We start from the raw sequence: 20,361 nt of genomic DNA, 5'->3' as shown, positions 1-20,361 counted from the left end.
TTCACCTTCCTCATGTATCACACGGTACTCGCAATTGAATCGAAGCTTGTGAGGACTGAAGCTGCTTCGTTGTTAATCTTCCGCTCTGCACCACATTATGAATTTGCTTCTGCAACATTTCTGAATCAACCTGAGATCCTTCACCTTCAAAATGAGCCACAACTTCACCTTGCTCCTCGTACAAAGTAAGGATAAGCTTTCGACTCTCCCCCGAGGTTACAAAGTGACTATATTGATACGCTCTCACTGTCTGCATAATGGCAGAGACCCAAATCTCACTGTCTTCCTGTCTCATTCTGTCCGCCAGTTGAAGGTCATTCAAGACAACGACCTCAAGCTCAATATTGCTTCCTATTGTGCGAAAGGATTGTAGGTAAAATACCAAAGAAGGAATTCCGAGCGTTGAAATCTTACTTTCAACTTCCATCCTCTCCTTTATTCTACCCACACATCCTACCGATTTATCATGTTTTCCGAGTTGGATATATCCATACAGAATTTGTAGTTCATTCATCCAATCATGTCGATGGTGATTCAAAGTCTTGATAGCTGTCTGTTCAATACTTCGAATCGCCACTTTCTGTTTCACTTCACTGTTTCTTTGAATAGATCTCATTCCGATCCAGAGCACTGCAACTACCCACAAAGTGAATAGGACACCCCACAGTAAAGACTCATACCTCAATAAGAAAAACAAAGGAAACCATATGGATATGACAGCTAAAGCCAATAAACTTGTCCAGGATTTCACGGCTTCTCCCCGTTCCTCTTTTTGCAATTGGTTGTTTTAACCAATTATAAGTATAGCACAGTCCTTCTCTCCAAATCATCCTAAAACCTACAAAGAAGCCCCCGGCACTTATTGGCCGGAGGCTTCTTGTCCTAACTCTACTGTTACGTTAGCAATTTAAGCTTCCAATGCTGCCGCTACAGGAGCGAGATTTACCGGGTAGACGCTCACTTTCTTGCGATCGCGGCCCCAACGTTCGAATTTCACAACGCCTTCCACTTTAGCAAACAAAGTATCATCTTTACCGATGCCAACATTTGTTCCTGGATGAATTTTTGTTCCGCGTTGACGAACCAAGATACTTCCACCAGTAACCACTTGACCGTCTGCACGTTTCACACCAAGACGTTTCGACTTACTGTCGCGACCGTTCTTTGTGGAACCTACACCCTTTTTCGAAGCGAATAACTGAAGATTCAACTTTAACATGGTTTCTACCTCCTTCTTTAAAGAATAACTTCCTCTATTTGAATATACTCACCGTATGATTCAGCAATATCATTCAACATAAGTACCATGGACTCCAGTAATAGCTGCACTTTACTTGCTGTTGACTCATCCTCAATATGAGGGAGTACTCCACTCAAGAAACCATCATGCATTGTAGCTTCCAACAAGATACCCGTTAATGACTCGATCGAGTTAACCGTTCCGACTGTGACTACTGATACTCCAGCGCACACAATGTCTTCTCCGGCTTTCGCGTAACCAGCATGTCCCTTTACCTTGAAACTTTGGATAGCTCCATAACTATTCCGAAAAATACGTACGATAATCAATTCATCGCACCTTCTTATGCCTGGATTTTTCCGATTGTTACTTTAGTGTATGGTTGACGATGACCTTGTTTCACATGATAGTTTTTCTTAGGTTTGTATTTGTATACAACAACCTTATGACCTTTACCATGTTTCTCAGCTGTAGCAGTTACAGTCGCACCAGAAAGTAATGGTGTACCTACTACCAAACCATTGTCACCAGAAACCGCTAGTACACGATTGAAAGTTATACTTTCTCCGTCTTCTACGCTCAATTTCTCAATGAACAATACATCGCCCTCTTGAACTTTGTACTGTTTACCACCTGTTTCAATAATTGCGTACATATTCTTGCACCTCCTTCATGTCTCAGACTCGCCTAGTCTAGGTGGCAGCATTGTATACAACACTGCACTTTATAACCCGATTGGAGCGGTTACAGCATGTGTAGGAGAAATCTTCACCAAACACATACTAATAGATGATAGCACAGTCAGATACATGAGTCAATATACATGTAAAAGATTTATCCTGCCTGTTCCACCACAAGTATCACAAGGACAATAGAACATCATGGATGTATCATCCCTAACTTTTTTACGGGTGATTTCAAGCAAACCTAACTTCGTCCAGCCAACAACTTGACTCTTGGTTCGATCTTCCTTTATTCCCGCTTCTAGAACTTCAATTACGCTTTGGCGATTCTCTTCTTGTTCCATATCGATGAAATCGATCACTATAATACCACCTACATCACGTAATCGAATCAACCTAGCAATTTCTTCGGCAGCCTGTAGATTCGTCAATGTTACCGTATCCTCCAGACTATCTCCGCCCGTATATTTCCCAGTATTAACATCGACTACAGTCAAAGCTTCCGTATGGTCCCACACAATAGTTCCCCCACTTGAGAGTGTGACCTTACGGGCGAGGTCTTTTTCCAATTGTTCTTGCACACCATAGGCATTAAATATCCATTCAGACTCACGATATACCCTCACAGGGTTATATCCCACACCTGCAATTTCCTCTAGGAAGGTTTCCGCTTCTCGAGCTTCTCGATCATTATTTATGATAAGTTCATCATGAAATGGATCCAACACATCCCGAATGAGACGCTGAACAATACTAAGGTCTTTATGTAGTAAGCAAGGTGCCGATGCAACCTCTGCACGCTCTTGTATCAACTTCCATTGTGATCGTAAGAAATCCAGATCACCATGAATGGCCTCTGGATTCTCGTCCTGAGAAACAGTTCTCACAATGATTCCTTCGCCACTCGCTCTCATTCGTTCACTGATCGCTTTAAGTCGATTTCGTTCACTTTCTCTTTGAATTTTTTTGGATACCGCTACATAATCAGCAACAGGCATATAGACAATCCATCGTCCTGGAAGAGAATAATGAGTTGTTACACGAGGACCTTTACCTCGTAATGGTTCTTTCATCACTTGAACAACAACCTCTTGTCCAATTTTCAATAACTCTTCTATCGAAGGCTTATCCTTCGGCTGCTTCTCAAGATGGGGGTGTAACACATCATCAACATATAGAAAGGCGTTCTTCTTATGACCGATATCAACAAAAGCTGCCTGCATCCCCGGTAGAACATTGACGACACGGCCCTTGTAGAAACTGCCAACCAGACTTTGACTCTGGCTTTGACTACGCTCAGCTGCGAACTCCACAAGCTTTCCTTCCTCCATGAGAGCCATCTGTGTGAACTTCGGTTCACAGTGAACAATCATCTGTTTCATTTCATGGGTTCACCTCTGCTAGAAGAAATCTCATGTTCTATATGAGATCTCAAATATTAATGTTATTCTATTCCATGTTAAACGTCAGGGTAGACGACGGTCTTGGGCAAAATAGGCTGAAATTATACTTTGTTCTGGAAGTACACCTTTAATTATACCTCGTTTATTCATTACATAGATTAAATGATACTTATCTCTTTTAAATAGACGTAATATACCACCTAAATGTTTCGCTGGATCAGCGATAATGGGATGCCCATAATTACCATTAATAGAATTTTTTATATATAACGGCTCTCGATTCATTAAAAACCTCATAAATCGGTAAGGTAGATTCTTATAATCTACGTAATTTGAATAAAATAGAAATATTCCAATCATGAGTACATTGAGTTGAATCGTCCCTTCACCTCGAGCTAACGGCAATAAGGAATACGAAATTACAAAACCGCTTGCTACAATGCTAATTCTCGATGACCACAGCAAGGTGGAGTGATAGGCGATATAACGACTAACAAAAGCTTGCGTAATTTTCCCCCCATCAAGTGGAAGAATAGGAAGCAAATTAAATAAAGCAATAACAGCATTACCCTGGATCACATAAGATAGAAACGCACTATCTCCTGAACCTATCTCCTTGAAGAACATTGCGATTGCAATCATAATTACATTCTGTAAAGGTCCCGCCAAAGCAATTGCGATTTCCTTCCAGACAGTCATCTTACCTCCATCTTCAATCGTAACGACTCCGCCAAAAGGTAACAATTGAACCGACCGTACGCGAATTCCGAATATCATAGCTGCGCTCATATGTCCCATTTCATGAATTAACACAATCGCAAACAACGTAATTAATTCTATGAAGTGACCGGTTAAGATGGAAGTTAGCATTACAATCACAAAGAGTGGATGCAAGGATAAGCTTATACCCCCGATATTAATCAAGATGAATCACTTCCGCTGGATCAATATACGTGTTGTCCTGCTTAACAGCAAAGTAAAGGTTGGAGAGCTGACCATTTGCGCGATTCGGCAATTGACCCACAATATCTCCCGCCTCTAGCCAATCGTTGACTTTGAGCTCAGTGTTAGATAAATGCCCATAGATCGACACAATCCCACCACCATGCCGAATGGTAACGGTCCTTCCCGTTAAGGAATCGTCCGACACCTCTAGTACCAGACCTGTTGCTACGCTTTTAACCTGAAGCGCCATATTTGAATCTCCTGTTGGAGCAATTTCTATTCCTTTTAAACTTAAAGCATAAGATTGAACAATGTTTCCTTCAATAGGCTGGACTAATGAAAGGGATGCGTTCATTTTCTGTGGCGTTTCAGCTTCACTATTAAATATGGGTATGAATGAGGGAGCGCCACCAAAATGAGCAACGTACCAAGCTTCAGTTGCCTGAAAATTCATTTCTCGATTCAATGATTGGGTAATATAATGTTGGATGGGCAATGCCCATGACTGATGTGTACGAAATACCCCCCATATCATTCCGAACAACACACAACTAACGATGATTCGCCAAATAAAGCCTGACACAAAAGAATGTTTATTATTCTCCTCTTCTATCCCCCCCCATCGTCCATGTTCTTTCTTCCATAAGGCTTCAGGGTCCCGTTCTTGATATTCAGAATATTCGTATGACAACTGATCTTGCGGGTCATACGATCTAACTGTAGCAACAGGTGACACTGGCAGTTTCTTGAATTGTGGACTGACATCGAGGAGTTCCTGTATGCGTTCCTCTCTACGTTGCTTCATTGATGAATTTTTTATCATCTCGTCAATCCCCCTTGGGAGGCTTTTACTCCCATGTTTATGTAGGATGTCCGGTTATTTAGAACAAGCTATTCCCTATATAAATAACAAACGATAAGAAGAAGCATCTAAGGATGCCTATCTTATCGCTTATAAATCACTAGAAATAGTGAGATTCACAGACTATGGTCTTTATCTTTTTGAACCTTTGGCCCAGAACCCACCGTGCAATTGAATAGGCTCAGTAATAACTATAAAAGCCTTAGGGTCCATGTCGAGAATCGATTGATAAAGTTTCTTTTGATTTTTCCGTTTAGCTAACACTTCAAATACCAGTCTATCACCGTCTCTACCACTTCCTACCCATGCTGTTACACCGTAGCCTAAGTCACGAAGATGATTAGCCATGTTACTCTCTGGATCATTTAGGATTACCTTCATCGTAATATATCCTAGTGCAATTTTTCCCTCAAGCCATGAACCTGTGAGTACACCAAGTCCATAGCCTAAAGCATAAACGGCCAGACTCAAAGGCTGATTCACATACTTCAATACCATATTTAATCCGAGAACATATACAGTGATTTCAACAGTACTTAGAGCTGCCGCAAGATATCGTTGGCCCTTCAATGTAAATATCATACGCAAAGTAAAAAAAGAAACATAAATAATTTGTATAATTAATATCGTAGCTAAAGTGGTTAGCATGCGAGTCAACTCCTCAGATGTACAATTCCTCCAGCTAATCACAAGAAGAACCAGTTTCGCTATCCCTACCTAAGGGAGGCTAACCGCTTCACTTATAAGTATAGATAGTATACTGAGAGGCCATACTTGCTATATTAAAAAGACCAGTGCAAATGCACTGGTTCAACATGAAAGAAATAACCCGTATTATCCCATTCCAAATAACTTCTTAAATCGTTTAAATGCACCCTTTTTATTATCCAATTGCATCAATGGAACAGTATCCCCCAAAATACGCCGCGCAATGTTACGGTAAGCAATGGCTGCTTTGGAGTCTGGATTCATGACGGTCGGTTCTCCGTTATTAGCCGCTTTAATGACATATTCATCATCAGGAACAATTCCGATGAGATCAATGTTAAGCACTTGAAGTATATCCTCAATATCTAACATATCTCCTGATTTCACCATATTAGGACGTATTCGATTCACAACTAACTTAGGTGACTCCACATTGGAACTTTCGAGCAATCCAATAATTCGGTCAGCGTCTCTTACAGCCGCATTCTCAGGTGTTGTAACTACGATGGCTTTATCGGCTCCTGCAATGGCATTCTTGAAGCCTTGTTCGATCCCTGCTGGACAGTCGATAATGACATATTCATATTCTTTCTTCAATTCAAGAATAATATCCCGAACTTGTTCTGGTGAAATAGAGTTTTTGTCTTTAGTCTGCGCTGCTGGCAGCATATATAATTCGTCGAATCGTTTATCCTTCACAAGCGCTTGATTCAGGCGACATCTTCCCTCAGCAACATCACATAAATCATATATAATACGATTCTCCAATCCCATGACAACATCCAAATTACGCAATCCAATATCGGTATCCACCAAACACACCTTTTTGCCAAGCAGCGCAAGTGCTGTTCCAATATTAGCTGAAGTCGTTGTTTTGCCAACACCACCTTTACCTGAAGTGATGACGATTGCCTCTCCCATGTGCTACACCCCCTTAAACATGTTAAAATCACGCCGTAACCGCACAATATTATTCATCTTGTCAATCTGCATCATACCATCCTGCAAGTATGCAAATTCCATACTCGTCTCTCGGGTCTCCCACTCATCAGGTGGGCGGCTAATGATTTCGGATATTCTTAGCTGTGTGGGAGAAAAATGAGATGCTGCAATAATAGACTCATTGTTACCATCTACACCCGCATGGGCCATACCACGAAGTGCACCCAAAATATAAATATCTCCTGTACAAGTTATTGAACCACCCGGATTTACATCCCCTAAAAAAAGAAGCTGGCCATCGTGATGTAAAATTTGTCCAGAACGCACCATTCCGCTCATTACAGTGATACCACTATCACTTTTTTCTTGAGGTAGTAGTTCCGCTGATTCAACTGAGCGTACCAGTAGATTACCTTTTTGCTTCAAAATATCTAAGATACTTTGCTTTTGACCTTCTGTTATTTGTCGGGAGCCCATCTTCACGTCCACGTGAATAATAGGACCCGTCAAAATATTTTGGTGGCTGTGTTCTAACTTAAACCGAAGCTCAGTCAACACTTTCTCAAATTCACACTCGTCATTAAGTAAGAAAACCAGGCCATCTTTGATGCCCTTAATCACAACGTGATTGGATTTTACAGTCATAGGCCTGTCCCTCCCATCTTCTTTCATTTCGTGCATGGAGTCCAAAGTTCCTGCTTTGACCTCTAAAATGTCGGAATAGGTCTAAGCTGTCTTCTCATTGCTGCTGCGTTTATTCACCTTCTCCAACTGCGATCGTAGGGGAACATAGATAACTAATCCAAAGACAAAATGAAGAAACAAATTGGGAAGTATATGGTTTACTAAAGCCCAATCGTACGTCATGTGATTCAACTGAAATATAGTATAAAGACCAAACAAAGTACTATCCAAAACCAGACTGCCCAGGACAATAACAGTCATCATGATCGGCATTGGCGCTCGTGGAGTTTGAAATATGAAGCCCATTAAGTACGCCGAAAAACCCATAGCAAAAGAATATGTACCCATAATTTGTCCGTAATAAACGATATCGTGCAACATCCCAAAAGTGAGTCCTAGTACCAATGCTGTATGCCGATGATTATATATCGTGACAAATAAAATGACGATATAGACTAAATTTGGAACGATTCTAGTCTGCCAAGAATCGGGTACAAGCCAAGGTATAACAGCCCCCTCTAAGATGAACAGGACAAATAACAAAAGGATAAGAATCGGTCTACGCATCATCACTATTCTTCAACCTCTGGTGTAAACACCACAAATAATTGCTTCCAGTCCACGAAGCTTGCAGATGGTGTAATCGTTGCTGTTCTCAACAATCCCATCGAGCCTTCTTGAACGCTATCCACAGTTCCAATTACAATTCCTTTGGGATAGAGACCGCCACTTCCCGAAGATACAATCGTATCATCTTTTTTCAAAGGATCATCGGCTTTGATACTTGTCATTAATAACTTCTTCGTTTCCTCATTGTAACTCTCAATAATTCCAAATGTTTTGTTCTTATTATCAAGTGCTGTCACGGCAATAGAATTGATGTTAGGATCATTAGCATCCATAGTTGTGATCAACTTAACCGTGGAAGAAAAGTTACTCACCTGACTAATTACACCAACAAGCCCTTTTACGGAGGTCACAAACATATTGAGTTTCACACCCTCACGGGAACCAATATCGATGACTAAAGATCGGTTATTAGGATCAGAATTCACACTTACCACTTGTGTAATATTAAATTCATAATTATTTTTGGTACTCTGTGCAGTAGTGAATTTAAGATCCTCTTTAAGCTGTTCATTCTCTGTTTCCAGAATGTTGAAGTGCGTTTTCTCACGCGCATACTGTGCTAACGCAATTTTCAATCTCTCATTTTCATCGTAAATCTCTCTCATATTACCAACATCTTCAAACAAGCCCGCTATATAGCCAGCGGGCTTATAAAAGATATTTTGTACGAATCCTACCGTGTCCCTGACAAACTTCTCAGGCCAAGTCAACGTTGTTCTAGGTCCAATTGTGAATCCCATTAAGCCAATAAACATAACTAGCCCAATTAATATAACAAACAGTCTCTTGTTACCAAGCATCTTAAACAAGTTTCAGCACCCTCTAACATTACTGATTTCTCTCCCATATTAGGGGTTGACACACATCCATCCTACCGTCTTGATCTAGCAGAGGATTTAAACAAATGAATGTTCTCAAGTGCCTTACCCGTCCCAATTGCCACACAATCCAATGGGTTCTCCGCTACAATAACTGGCATACCCGTTTCTTCAGCAAGTAATTTATCCAAATTACGTAAGAGTGCTCCACCACCTGTTAATACAATACCACGATCCATAATATCCGCTGCAAGTTCAGGCGGGCATTTCTCAAGTGTTACTTTAACAGCCTCAATAATGGCATTTACTGTATCACCTAGTGCTTCACTGATTTCATCCGAGGTAATTGTAATCGTCTTAGGTAAACCCGACACTAGATCGCGACCACGAATTTCCATCGTCTCCACTTGTTCTAGCGGTAGAGCAGAGCCCACTTCCATTTTCAACTGCTCAGAAGTACGTTCCCCTATCATTAAATTATACTGACGTTTAATATACTGGATAATAGACTCATCCATCTCATCGCCTGCTACGCGAACAGAACGACTTGTTACAATGCCACCAAGGGAGATGACCGCTACTTCAGTCGTTCCTCCACCAATATCGACCACCATGCTTCCTGTGGGTTCCCACACCGGAAGATCTGCACCAATGGCTGCTGCAAATGGCTCTTCTATAATATAGGCTTCACGTGCTCCTGCCTGCTTCGTAGCATCCTCTACTGCACGTTGTTCTACAGCCGTAATACCTGAAGGTACACATACCATAACATTAGGATGACGTTGAAATAATGAACGTTGCTTCTGAGCTTGTTTGATAAAGTATTTAATCATCGTTGCTGTGATATCAAAATCAGCAATAACGCCATCTTTCATCGGTCTGATTGCCTGAATGTTACCAGGTGTACGACCAATCATTTTTTTGGCTGATTCACCAACCGCTTCAATGCTCTTCGTATCTAGTCTAATAGCCACCACAGAGGGCTCTCTCACAACAATACCTTTGCCACGAACGTACACGAGTGTATTCGCAGTCCCCAAGTCAATTCCTAAGTCTTTCGTGAAACTACCAAACATGCTGTAATCTCCCTTTCTCATCAATTTCACTTTATATTACATCATGCCTTTTTCCTTCAAACTCACATATTCACCATCACCAATAATAATGTGATCCAATACGTCAATCCCCACAATGTTCCCTGCCTCCACTAATCTGGATGTCAGAGAGATATCTTCGGGACTAGGCGTCGGATCTCCACTCGGATGGTTGTGTGCACATACAATAGATGCACTGCTACATTTGATAGCAGCCCGAAACACCTCACGTGGATGTACAATGGAGGCATTTAGACTCCCAATGGAAAGCGTTTCTTGGGCAATGATGTGATTTTTTGTATTTAGAAACAAACAAATGAAATGTTCCTTTTGCAAATACCTTAATTGCTCTCTGAGAACATCTGCTGCATCACGTGGACTACGAATGGTCACTGGATCGCCCATACGTGCTTTGACCAATCTCTGTCCCAATTCAATAGCTGCCTTGATCTGAACAGCTTTAGCATTCCCAATTCCTTTGATCTGTGTTAATTCTTCGATGCTGAGGTCTACCAGATTCCTAATACTTCCCACTTGATTCAAAATACGCTGAGCCAAGTGAATAGCCGATTCCTGATAAGATCCGGTTCGTAGCAATATAGCCAGCAATTCAGCATGGCTTAAGGCATCTACCCCATAATGCATCATGCGCTCTCTAGGTCGTTCTTCATGGGGGATGTCGCGTAATAAAATAGATTGCGACTCCACTTCTTTCCCCTCTTTCCATTGATCTCAAACAACACACACTAGCATTATAATACGTCTAGGCCCAGTTCCGATAACATATCTGAGAGAAGAGATACCGGTAATCCCACAACATTGAAATAACAGCCATCAATTCTATCGATCAGTGTTGCACCAAGCCCTTGAATAGCATAAGCACCGGCCTTGTCCGATGGTTCCCCACTGTTAACATAGGATTGGATGGTCTGTGCAGACAAGGACTTCATTGTCACTGAGGTTACTCGATGATTCACCAATGTTCTTCCAGTCGCTGCATCAATACATGCTACACCTGAATATACCTCATGCGTTCGACCCTGAAGTAATGACAACATCTCATATGCTTCATTATCGTCATTGGGTTTACCCATGACCTGATTGTCTAACAGCACAATCGTATCACTGCCTACTACAATGCAAGGTTCCTCAACGTGTGAGACCTTATTATACACCGTTTCTGCTTTGCGTAAAGCTAATCCCTCAACGATTTGTCGAGGGGTCCAGTCTGGAGGTGTATCCTCGTCTACAAAACTAGGCTGTATTTCATATGGGATGCATAGGGAGGCAATAATCTCCTGCCGACGCGGTGAAGTTGAAGCTAGAATAATTCGACGTGATTGTTGTGATATCAATGGAGTTCTCCTTTTTGTCCTAGTTACAGTCTGCGATACAGCCACACGGAGACAATGATGCCGATCAAACTAAGCAGGCTGAGTTTCATTTGAATGGTAAAATCATAGCTAATAATGTCTAAATTTGCTTGAGGTGACCATTTAATCATGGTTGATGCAGTAAGAAAAGAAAGACTTTTGACAGGTTCAAGCGCTTTAGCAATCCATGCCCCTACTAGCCAGCCAAGCAGAAGAAACAATAATAGTAAACCTTTGTTTTTCTTCATTCTTCTCTTCCCTCGCCATTTTTTGACACTCACATTATTATACGGTTAATTCAACTTCAATACAAACAAAAATCCGATAGGGGGAAGTATTTCCATATTCCCTAACGGATTGAACCCTCTGTGCTTATATTTAAATTCATTAAACAACGACCCTTCTCAATCCTCTAGCTCTTTTTGATCCTATCTATTAATTGTTTCTGTCCCATAATATATTGCATCATATTAGACTGAATTTCCCATAAATGCCCTTTAGACATATTCTTATTATACTCTGTCATAGAAGACAGAGCGCTGTTCATAGATTGTTCCATTTGTTTACCTATTTCGGCAGCCTCTACTGTAATTCCACCCTGCATGGTTTTCATAGTCTCGATCCATTGCTGATGTAATTTCGTTAACTCATTCGTCTCGTCACTATTCAAAGCTGTTGGACGTTCAATGCCAAGTCGCGTAGCGGAAATATTACTTAATGAGGAAATTAATGCACTGCTAACAGTATAGTATTGACTGATGCTCTCTGAGTCTCCAGCGAAGGCAAGCTCAGTAGCCGCAGGCAATTGAATCTCTCTCACATATAACTCTACACCTTGAGTCTTCAGTTGATTGCTTAACAATTTAGCCTGCTCCCGGTCAGGAGATACTCCTGCATAAACACGATTTTCTTGATCAGGATCGTTCCCTGCCGCAAGACCTATGCCTTGTAGTTCTTTTTTGGCCTGTTCTACCCTGTCTACACTGCTAAAGACACCATACTGTAGCATATAGTAAGTCTGAGGTTCGATATTCACCATAACCGTCATCAGCTGTTCTCCCGCTCCACCTTGTTCGGGACTACTGACAATGTCAGATTGTTGTATTGACACAGGCACAGCATCCTGCCCCATTATATCGCCTATATCAAAAAATGAGAGCACTACAAATCCAAACAACCCTCCCGTAACAACGGCAGCCGTTACAGTTCCAAATACCTTCCACAATGAAGTAGGGCGGCGTGGACGGTGTATTCCATAATACTCCTTATTGGAGTTCTCATTCTCCACCTCGTTCGACTGAATATTCATTTCGTATACAGAGTTAGATTCGTATAAAGAATTTGATTCGTATAAGGAGTCAGCTTCTGCCTCTTTAGAATCATTTAGTTGCTCAAGATTATCGAGTGTCAGCATCGTTTCCCAATGGTCCCTCTTACTGAAGGGATCACCCCAACCTTCCATCGATTCAGGTATTATCGCTATATGGGGAGATTTACGCATCTTAGGAACTTCTAAAGAGGGCAGGTCCTCGCCCTTCTGCAGCTCACCACTCCTATCCTCATGTAGATCTGGCAGACGTTTTCCTTCATCAAATCGGAATGTCATTTTTGCTTTGTTCACCGTGAACACCTCACCTTGTCTCATCTTCTATTATTAGTTATATGATAGATTCCGAGAAGATATGTTCACTATCTGTTATATATAAAAAAAGGCAAATTAAGGGGGATATCCTTAACTTGCCTTTTATATATAGTGTGTTCTTAACAATATAGATACAGTCTTATTTCACATATCATTTCATATCTTTGGCGAGTTCAGCTCCAACTTTCCAGATGTCACCCGCCCCCATGGTTAGCACTAAGTCTCCAGATGTTAGACGTTTCTTCAGGTCCTCTAGCACTTCTTCTTTAGTAGGAAGATATCTAGCGCCTGCGTTACTATTCTTTACAATGAGCTCAACTAATTTAGCTGAGTGAATACCTTCTATTTGCAACTCACCCGCAGGTGAGTAGATGTCTGTAATAATGACTTCATCCGCCTCACTAAAAGCACGACTAAAAGCATCAAGCAAGAAAAAAGTTCGGCTATATCTCTGAGGCTGAAACACAGCTATAATTCGCTTGCCTGTTGCCTTCGCAGCGCTAATTGTAGCCTCTATTTCAGTTGGATGATGAGCATAATCATCAATGATGAGAATACCGTTCTGATCACCCAGTACTTGGAAGCGCCGCTTGGCTCCATGAAATTCAGAGATCCCTTCTACAATAGAAGCAAAAGGTATACCCGCCTTTATGCAGACAACCACTGTAGCCATAGCATTGTAAATATTGTGAAGACCTGGTACCGGCAATTCCACACTACCTAGCATGTCACCTAAATGACTCAGAGTAAAAGAAACACGACGGTCTCCAAGAATAATGTCACTTGCCATATAGTCAGCATCTGATTTAATACCATACGTCGTAATGTTGCAACTTAGACTCGGAAGAATAGACTGAATATTGTGGTCATCGCCACATACAACAGCCATTCCATCCTCTCTAATCTGATTCAAAAACTGGACGTATGCTTCTTTGAGCTGCTCGAAGTCACTATTATAATTCTCCAAGTGATCTGCTTCAATATTAGTTACAACACCAAGCCATGGATGATATTGAAGGAATGAACCATCGCTTTCATCTGCTTCAGCTACCACATGTTCTCCCTGTCCCGCTTTCGCATTGGTACCCATATTCATAATTTCCCCACCAATAATATAGGTTGGGTCTACACCACACTTCTCCATTACGAGCGCAATCATAGAGGAAGTTGTTGTTTTTCCATGAGCACCTGCGACAGCTATTCCTTTACGTTCATTAAGTAGTCTGGCTAACATTTGGGAACGATGCAAGACTGGAATGTTAAGATTCTCTGCCTCTACTCTTTCTACATTATCTTTAGACAATGCAGTTGAATAGATCACTAGATCAGCACCATGTACTTGCTCTGCCACATGTCCGATATATATTTTGGCTCCTTTAGCAGCCAATTTCTCTGTCAACTCTTGTGAAGCCACGTCAGAACCCGTGACTGTATAACCCATTTCTAACATGACTCGTGCAATGGCGCTCATACCGTAGCCGCCAATACCTATAAAATGAACATGTTCTGAAGTATTCAACAGTTATTCACCAACCTTTTTCAGAATCGGATTGATTTAAGAGAGATCCCCGCACGTCGGCAATTAAGTACAATGTACCGGATATCACCCCAAGATCCTCCTCTTCCGTCCGTAACTTCAATATTTCTAGTGCTTGTTTCCAATCTGGTTCTACAATAATTTGCAAGTTCGGTTTGGCATAGTCAGGCTTAAGCCGCTCTACAATGTCCAGTAATGAATAAACATCCATTTTTTTACGGAAATTAGGTTCAGTAAGAATTAAGGTATCCACTATAGGAAGTATATGCTTCATATAGGATTCATGATGCTTATTGGAGAGCATCCCCATCATCAAATTTAATGATCGATAGTTATAATGTTGAGGAAGGCTCTTCGCAAGAGACATGGCACCTTCAGGATTGTGTGCACCATCTACAACAATTCTTGGAGAACTACCCATCTCTTCTAGACGTCCTGCCCAGAATGTATCTCTGAAACCCTTGAGTATATCTTCATCTTCCATAACATAGGCACTATATTGACGTAATAATTCAAGTACCATCATAGCCCCAGCAGCATTAGCAATCTGATGCTCACCCTTCATGGAGATATCGATCTTGAGTTCACGAAAGGGTCCGTCAAATTGAAAGGATTGTAATCCTCCCTCATAGTTGAAACGATGGACCTTAAATTGATCCCCTGCAAGATATAACGTCGACTTATTTCTAGCAGCTGTTTCTTTTAGCACTTCTATTACCTCAGGCTGCTCAGCACAACTAACGACGGGCACACCTGGTTTAATAATCCCTGCTTTTTCAGAAGCAATCTGCGTCAGAGTATCTCCGAGAATATCTGTATGATCCATTCCTACATTCGTAATGACAGAAACAACCGGATTTACAATGTTCGTTACATCCAGCCTTCCCCCAAGCCCCGTCTCCCATACGACCACATCAGGAACACAGACCTCAGCATAATATAACACAGCCAGTGCTGTAGATATTTCAAAAAAAGTGGGCGAACCCTCAGATGTAATCGAAACTTTATCCACTATTGGATGTAATCGATTCGCAAGCTCTAACAAGGTTTCCTCTGGAATGTCTTCGCCGTTATACTGAAATCGATTGGTGAATTTTGTGATGTATGGAGATGTGAATGTACCCACAGAATATCCTGCTTGTAAAAGTGTAGAAGTCAAAAAAGCACATGTTGATCCTTTTCCATTGGTTCCAGCAACATGTATAAATTTGAGTCTCCGCTCGGGATGACCTAACAGGTCCATCATCATTTCCATACGTGACAATCCAGGCTTAATTCCAAAAGGAATCAAGCCATTAATCCAATCTACCGCTTCTGTATATGTTGTCAAAGGAGTCTGAAGTTCAGCTCCAAGATGATCCCCCATGCATTCTCACCTTCAGATCCATTAATATAGTGTGTCCTTAGCCTTTTAACTCTTCAATTCTTGCTAGCACTTTACTACGTTTATCCGAATAATCCGCTTGCTTAGCACGTTCTTCCTCGATGACCTTAGCAGGCGCCTTAGATACGAATCCCTGATTGCTCAGTTTCTTCTCCACACGATCGACTTCACTATCTAAGAGCTGCACTTCTTTCTCAAGACGTACAATTTCTTCTTCGATATTAATTAGCCCAGCTAGTGGCAAATATAACTCAGCTCCAGTTATAACAGCAGACATCGCTTTATCTGGCGCAGGCATATCAATACCTACTTGGAAGCTTGATGTGTTACAGAAACGCTTCACATATTCTTCATTCCGGCTAATAATATTCAGCACGTTAGCATCCCCTGCTTTAATGATTAGCTCTACCTTTTTACTCATAGGTACATTTACTTCTGCACGTATATTACGAACCGTCCTAATGATATCCATCAGCGTATTCATCTCAGTAACTGCTAAATCATCCACAAAAGCTGCATCGAACTTAGGCCACGCAGCCAAAGTGATGGTATCTCCTGAATGCGGAAGGTGTTGCCATATTTCCTCAGAGATAAACGGCATGAATGGATGAATCAGACGTAATGTCCGATCTAACACAAAGCTAAGAACAGATTGAGTTGTCTTCTTGGAACCTTCATCTTCTCCGTATAAAGAAAGCTTGGCGAACTCAATGTACCAATCACAGAGGTCATCCCATATGAAATTATAGAGCAACCTCCCTGTCTCACCAAATTCGTAAGCATCTATTAGACGCGTAATATCACGCGAAGTTTCGTTCAGACGATGCAATATGAAACGGTCTGCCGTCTTCAAGTCACCTGTGATGTCAATATCATCATATGTGAATCCTTCTAAGTTCATGAGAGCAAAGCGAGAGGCATTCCATATTTTGTTAGCAAAATTACGAGCCTGTTCAACTTTCTCCAAGCGGAAACGTAAATCTTGCCCTGGAGTACTGCTCGTTGAAATCATGTAGCGCATAGCATCAGCGCCATATTGCTCGATTACATCAAGCGGATCTACTCCATTCCCAAGTGACTTGGACATTTTACGTCCATCGGCGTCTCTTACGAGTCCATGCATAAGCACATCTTTAAAAGGAATTTCTTCAGTGAATTCTAACGCTGTAAATATCATTCGAGCTACCCAGAAGTAAATGATATCATAACCCGTTACGAGTACATCCGTTGGATAATAACGTTTCAAGTCTTCTGTTGTATCCGGCCAGCCTAAAGTAGAGAAAGGCCACAATGCCGAGCTGAACCACGTATCAAGTACATCATTGTCTTGTCTCAGTTCAGTACATCCACATTTGGTGCAGACCGCTACATCCTCGTAAGCAACATGTAGTTCGCCACATGACTCACAATACCAAGCCGGAATACGGTGCCCCCACCATAGTTGTCTCGAAATACACCAATCACGAACATTCTCGATCCAGTGCAAATAGATTTTATCAAATCGATCTGGAACGAAATTAACACCGTCCCCTGATTTCTGAGCTTCAATAGCTCTCTCAGCTAAAGGCTTCATTTTTACGAACCATTGCGTAGATAGATAAGGCTCTACTACAGCTCCTGAACGCTCACTGTGCCCTACTTGATGAACATGGTCCTCGATCTGGTTAAGAATACCTGCCTCTTGCAAATCCTTAACAATTTGCTTCCGGCATTCTGTCCGATCTAGTCCTTGATATGGGCCTGCTTGTTGATTCATCTTACCGCTCTCATCCATAACAGTAATCTGAGGTAGGTTATGGCGAAGTCCCACTTCGAAATCATTCGGATCATGGGCAGGGGTTATCTTCACAGCACCGCTACCGAAATCTTTCTCTACATATTCATCGGCAATAATAGGAATTTCGCGGCCTACAAAGGGCAACACAAGCATCTGACCAATCAAATGGCTATAACGTTCATCCTCAGGGTGAACAGCAACAGCAGTGTCCCCTAGCATCGTCTCTGGCCGTGTAGTAGCCACAGTGATATGACCACTTCCGTCTTTGAGTGGATAGGTCAAGTGATAGAGATGCCCTTGTACTTCTTTGTATTCTACTTCGATATCAGATAATGCTGTTCTAGCCACGGGGTCCCAGTTAATAATATATTTACCGCGATAGATCAGACCTTTATTGTATAGTTTAACGAATACTTCACGAACTGCTTTAGATAACCCCTCATCTAGGGTGAAACGTTCCTTAGAATAGTCAAGGGATAGTCCCATTTTTGCCCATTGTTCGTGGATCGTATTTGCATACTGATCTTTCCATTCCCATACTTGTTCCAGAAATTTCTCACGCCCTAAATCATAACGAGATATACCCTGCTCACGTAGCTTTTGCTCTACTTTCGTCTGGGTAGCGATTCCCGCATGGTCCGTTCCTGGTAACCACAATGTGTCATACCCTTGCATTCTCTTCGTGCGGACAAGAATGTCCTGTAATGTAAAGTCTAAAGCGTGACCAATATGGAGCATTCCCGTCACATTAGGTGGTGGAATTACAATCGTATAGGTCTCTGCATCTGGACGTTGTCCAGCCTGGAAGAAGTTATTATCAATCCAGTATTTATACCACTTCTGCTCGGCTGCCTTTGGATCATACGTAGTCGGCATCTCAGCCGTCATCTTCGATTCATTCTCAGTCATTATTGTATACCCCCATTACATATAATCATCATAGCCAAATCATCAGCCAAAAACACAAAAAAACCTTCCGTCCTCAAAGGACGAAAGGTTACTCTTTCGCGGTACCACCTTTGTTTCGCGAAAATCAGGCAAAGTCCCTAATTAAACACGACACTCATACAGATAACGGCTGCAACCGGCTTATTCTACCCTATAAATATGCACAGAAATGCACAAAGGCTCAAATAGGCAACTCCAGGGTGACTTTCATTAGTCTGTACCCCACGGAATCTTTCAGCGCTGCAATTCCGCTCTCTGATGGGCATTCTAATTACTCTTCCCGTTCACAGTTTCTAATTAAATATTCTACTCCATAATAACTTGCTAGATGTTCTTAGTCAACTTCTCAAAATTATGAAGAACCCCATACATCAAGAATGTACGGGGTTCTTCACCAAATATAAGTCCAATCCTACACTTATGGAATATAAAGAACTTGCCCCTCTTCAATCGTCTGCTCTGATAGGCGGTTGTATAGAAGTAGCTCTCGCGAGCTCATTTGATATCGATCTGCAATCATATCAAGCGTCTCTTCCCTTTGTACTATACACAACCGAACCTTACTAAATGGGCTTTTTTCTGATGAACTACCCAGAAAAATACTCTTCCATTGTACGTCCTCAGCCCCACCTTTATCCAGTTCGATCTCTTCCGCTAATTGTTGTACTTCCTGAGCTTGTTGTTCTAATTCTCTCCTCGAACGACTAGATGACAAGATAGATGACAATCCAAAGTTTTCTTTCGCTTCCACTGATGGTTGCTTAGTCCCTAAGGCTACTCGCATCTCCAATTTCTCATCACTCGACTCAGTAGAGTGAATGCCATGCGCGCTTGTAAAAGGAGAGTTCGTTTCTTCTTCGCTGTCTTTTTCCAGTGAATTTAATGAGATCCCACCGTATTGGTTTTCTCCACTCACTTCTGCATCTACTAAATTCATGTTAATCTCAGGATACATCAATTCCGTCTCATCTTCGGGTTCGAAATGCCATACATTCGAGACTCTTGCAGCCCTATCCGCATCATTGGATTCGTTACCCGTATGTAATACGGATCTCTCAGGTAAATCCTCCCTAACCTCGTGGTCAGATATAACGTCCGTGTCCTTACTTACCTTATCAGGATCGTGAAGCTTGCCTGACTGTTCTGTGTGGGCGTTGTTCTCCGATGAAGACTGAGCACTTAACACATCATCTATCGGCCAATCTGGTGCGTGCACAACCGTAAACTCATCGGCATTCCATGTAGACTGCTCAATGGGTGGAGCCTCGATCCCCCGCAAAGAAAGAACACCTGTGATGTTAAGACTGCGCGTAGATAGAAGATCAATATCAAAATTCTCAATTTCTACAGCAATTTCATCAAGCGAAGTAACGCGGCTCAAGGGAACGGTAATTTCCACAGGAATGAAGTGTTCCAAACGCTGCGTCCCTTCTTCTTCACCTTCTCCTCTGTACAAACCAGTCAAAAGTAAATGACCTCGTAAAGTAGCTTGGTCTTCTTGACTGATCACCTGAATATGCGGAAGTAGTTCAATCTCCTCTAGCTCGGCAATTCCTGCAACATTGTCCGATAGTTGTATACGTTCATAAATATCAAAGCGCAAACCGTAGGACTGGTCAAACACAGTTAACGTCCTCCTTTTTGGCATATTCTTATAACCATGAGTCTACTCACGGCATGAGCCCAATATT

Annotated in this window: 21 protein-coding genes and 2 other annotated features; all 21 genes read right to left on the bottom strand. The window is 41.7% G+C overall.

Annotation, left to right across the window (positions count from 1 at the left end; all coding sequences use genetic code 11):
* Positions 1 to 10: 10 nt before the first annotated feature.
* On the bottom strand, positions 11 to 751 hold the full coding sequence (locus J2T13_RS08310; protein ID WP_429370151.1) for a Spo0B domain-containing protein: 741 nt from the start codon (positions 749 to 751) through the stop codon (positions 11 to 13).
* 156 nt (positions 752 to 907) lie between these two features.
* A complete protein-coding gene (gene rpmA / locus J2T13_RS08305) occupies positions 908 to 1,219 on the bottom strand; it encodes a 50S ribosomal protein L27 (protein ID WP_429370149.1) in 312 nt (103 codons plus the stop codon).
* A 17-nt stretch (positions 1,220 to 1,236) separates the two neighbouring features.
* Positions 1,237 to 1,569 carry a ribosomal-processing cysteine protease Prp gene (locus J2T13_RS08300; protein WP_429370147.1) on the bottom strand — a complete coding sequence of 111 codons (333 nt, stop codon included), beginning with the start codon at positions 1,567 to 1,569 and terminating at the stop codon, positions 1,237 to 1,239.
* 14 nt (positions 1,570 to 1,583) lie between these two features.
* Positions 1,584 to 1,895, bottom strand: a complete 312-nt coding sequence (gene rplU / locus J2T13_RS08295; protein ID WP_429370145.1) for a 50S ribosomal protein L21 — start codon at positions 1,893 to 1,895, stop codon at positions 1,584 to 1,586.
* Between the two features lie 14 nt (positions 1,896 to 1,909).
* Positions 1,910 to 1,996, bottom strand: a sequence feature (ribosomal protein L21 leader region).
* A gap of 58 nt (positions 1,997 to 2,054) precedes the next feature.
* On the bottom strand, positions 2,055 to 3,305 hold the full coding sequence (locus tag J2T13_RS08290; RefSeq protein WP_429370143.1) for an Rne/Rng family ribonuclease: 1,251 nt from the start codon (positions 3,303 to 3,305) through the stop codon (positions 2,055 to 2,057).
* Positions 3,306 to 3,389: 84 nt separating this feature from the next.
* Positions 3,390 to 4,250: a M50 family metallopeptidase gene (locus J2T13_RS08285; protein ID WP_429370141.1), complete on the bottom strand. Its 861-nt coding sequence runs from the start codon at positions 4,248 to 4,250 to the stop codon at positions 3,390 to 3,392.
* Complete coding sequence (locus tag J2T13_RS08280) at positions 4,243 to 5,094, bottom strand: peptidoglycan DD-metalloendopeptidase family protein (RefSeq protein ID WP_429370139.1); 852 nt, start codon at positions 5,092 to 5,094, stop codon at positions 4,243 to 4,245. Before J2T13_RS08280 ends, J2T13_RS08285 begins: the two co-directional genes overlap by 8 nt.
* A 171-nt stretch (positions 5,095 to 5,265) precedes the next feature.
* Positions 5,266 to 5,781: a DUF2179 domain-containing protein gene (locus J2T13_RS08275; RefSeq protein WP_429370138.1), complete on the bottom strand. Its 516-nt coding sequence runs from the start codon at positions 5,779 to 5,781 to the stop codon at positions 5,266 to 5,268.
* Between the two features lie 186 nt (positions 5,782 to 5,967).
* Positions 5,968 to 6,762: a septum site-determining protein MinD gene (gene minD, locus J2T13_RS08270; protein ID WP_429370136.1), complete on the bottom strand. Its 795-nt coding sequence runs from the start codon at positions 6,760 to 6,762 to the stop codon at positions 5,968 to 5,970.
* Between the two features lie 3 nt (positions 6,763 to 6,765).
* Positions 6,766 to 7,428, bottom strand: coding sequence for a septum site-determining protein MinC (locus tag J2T13_RS08265; protein WP_429370134.1), 663 nt, complete (start codon positions 7,426 to 7,428; stop codon positions 6,766 to 6,768).
* Positions 7,429 to 7,509: 81 nt separating this feature from the next.
* Positions 7,510 to 8,040: a rod shape-determining protein MreD gene (mreD, locus tag J2T13_RS08260; protein WP_429370132.1), complete on the bottom strand. Its 531-nt coding sequence runs from the start codon at positions 8,038 to 8,040 to the stop codon at positions 7,510 to 7,512.
* Positions 8,040 to 8,897 (bottom strand): rod shape-determining protein MreC, encoded by an 858-nt coding sequence (mreC, locus tag J2T13_RS08255; protein WP_429370197.1) that lies wholly within the window; start codon positions 8,895 to 8,897, stop codon positions 8,040 to 8,042. The genes mreD and mreC overlap by 1 nt, the downstream gene beginning before the upstream one ends.
* 71 nt (positions 8,898 to 8,968) lie before the next feature.
* Positions 8,969 to 9,991, bottom strand: a complete 1,023-nt coding sequence (locus tag J2T13_RS08250) for a rod shape-determining protein (RefSeq protein ID WP_429370130.1) — start codon at positions 9,989 to 9,991, stop codon at positions 8,969 to 8,971.
* Between the two features lie 36 nt (positions 9,992 to 10,027).
* Positions 10,028 to 10,717, bottom strand: a complete 690-nt coding sequence (radC, locus tag J2T13_RS08245; RefSeq protein ID WP_429370128.1) for a RadC family protein — start codon at positions 10,715 to 10,717, stop codon at positions 10,028 to 10,030.
* A 44-nt stretch (positions 10,718 to 10,761) separates the two neighbouring features.
* Positions 10,762 to 11,364, bottom strand: a complete 603-nt coding sequence (locus J2T13_RS08240; protein ID WP_429370126.1) for a Maf family protein — start codon at positions 11,362 to 11,364, stop codon at positions 10,762 to 10,764.
* Positions 11,365 to 11,387: 23 nt separating this feature from the next.
* Positions 11,388 to 11,630: a DUF4321 domain-containing protein gene (locus J2T13_RS08235; protein WP_429370195.1), complete on the bottom strand. Its 243-nt coding sequence runs from the start codon at positions 11,628 to 11,630 to the stop codon at positions 11,388 to 11,390.
* A 164-nt stretch (positions 11,631 to 11,794) separates the two neighbouring features.
* On the bottom strand, positions 11,795 to 13,003 hold the full coding sequence (locus J2T13_RS08230) for an SPOR domain-containing protein (protein WP_429370124.1): 1,209 nt from the start codon (positions 13,001 to 13,003) through the stop codon (positions 11,795 to 11,797).
* 172 nt (positions 13,004 to 13,175) lie between these two features.
* Complete coding sequence (murC, locus tag J2T13_RS08225) at positions 13,176 to 14,543, bottom strand: UDP-N-acetylmuramate--L-alanine ligase (RefSeq protein ID WP_429370122.1); 1,368 nt, start codon at positions 14,541 to 14,543, stop codon at positions 13,176 to 13,178.
* Positions 14,544 to 14,550: 7 nt separating this feature from the next.
* The gene (locus J2T13_RS08220; protein WP_429370120.1) at positions 14,551 to 15,927 is read right to left on the bottom strand and encodes a bifunctional folylpolyglutamate synthase/dihydrofolate synthase; all 1,377 of its coding nucleotides are present in this window, start codon (positions 15,925 to 15,927) and stop codon (positions 14,551 to 14,553) included.
* Between the two features lie 37 nt (positions 15,928 to 15,964).
* On the bottom strand, positions 15,965 to 18,631 hold the full coding sequence (locus tag J2T13_RS08215) for a valine--tRNA ligase (protein WP_429370118.1): 2,667 nt from the start codon (positions 18,629 to 18,631) through the stop codon (positions 15,965 to 15,967).
* Between the two features lie 73 nt (positions 18,632 to 18,704).
* Positions 18,705 to 18,967 (bottom strand) — a binding site (T-box leader).
* 121 nt (positions 18,968 to 19,088) lie between these two features.
* The gene (locus J2T13_RS08210; protein ID WP_429370116.1) at positions 19,089 to 20,294 is read right to left on the bottom strand and encodes a LysM peptidoglycan-binding domain-containing protein; all 1,206 of its coding nucleotides are present in this window, start codon (positions 20,292 to 20,294) and stop codon (positions 19,089 to 19,091) included.
* Between the last annotated feature and the right edge of the window lie 67 nt (positions 20,295 to 20,361).

Source organism: Paenibacillus sp. DS2015, assembly GCF_050433705.1.
Classification (GTDB): Bacteria; Bacillota; Bacilli; order Paenibacillales; family Paenibacillaceae; genus Paenibacillus_AQ.
This window is presented reverse-complemented; position numbering and strand designations above follow the sequence as displayed.

What these genes read in the sequence shown, in the direction of transcription:
- rpmA (WP_429370149.1), bottom strand. Translation starts at nt 1,219, where the DNA reads ATGTTAAAGTTGAATCTTCAGTTATTCGCTTCGAAAAAGGGTGTAGGT.
- J2T13_RS08250 (WP_429370130.1), bottom strand. Translation starts at nt 9,991, where the DNA reads ATGTTTGGTAGTTTCACGAAAGACTTAGGAATTGACTTGGGGACTGCG.
- J2T13_RS08275 (WP_429370138.1), bottom strand. Translation starts at nt 5,781, where the DNA reads ATGCTAACCACTTTAGCTACGATATTAATTATACAAATTATTTATGTT.
- mreC (WP_429370197.1), bottom strand. Translation starts at nt 8,897, where the DNA reads ATGCTTGGTAACAAGAGACTGTTTGTTATATTAATTGGGCTAGTTATG.
- J2T13_RS08220 (WP_429370120.1), bottom strand. Translation starts at nt 15,927, where the DNA reads ATGGGGGATCATCTTGGAGCTGAACTTCAGACTCCTTTGACAACATAT.
- J2T13_RS08235 (WP_429370195.1), bottom strand. Translation starts at nt 11,630, where the DNA reads ATGAAGAAAAACAAAGGTTTACTATTATTGTTTCTTCTGCTTGGCTGG.
- J2T13_RS08280 (WP_429370139.1), bottom strand. Translation starts at nt 5,094, where the DNA reads ATGATAAAAAATTCATCAATGAAGCAACGTAGAGAGGAACGCATACAG.
- J2T13_RS08265 (WP_429370134.1), bottom strand. Translation starts at nt 7,428, where the DNA reads ATGACTGTAAAATCCAATCACGTTGTGATTAAGGGCATCAAAGATGGC.
- J2T13_RS08290 (WP_429370143.1), bottom strand. Translation starts at nt 3,305, where the DNA reads ATGAAACAGATGATTGTTCACTGTGAACCGAAGTTCACACAGATGGCT.
- J2T13_RS08215 (WP_429370118.1), bottom strand. Translation starts at nt 18,631, where the DNA reads ATGACTGAGAATGAATCGAAGATGACGGCTGAGATGCCGACTACGTAT.
- rplU (WP_429370145.1), bottom strand. Translation starts at nt 1,895, where the DNA reads ATGTACGCAATTATTGAAACAGGTGGTAAACAGTACAAAGTTCAAGAG.
- minD (WP_429370136.1), bottom strand. Translation starts at nt 6,762, where the DNA reads ATGGGAGAGGCAATCGTCATCACTTCAGGTAAAGGTGGTGTTGGCAAA.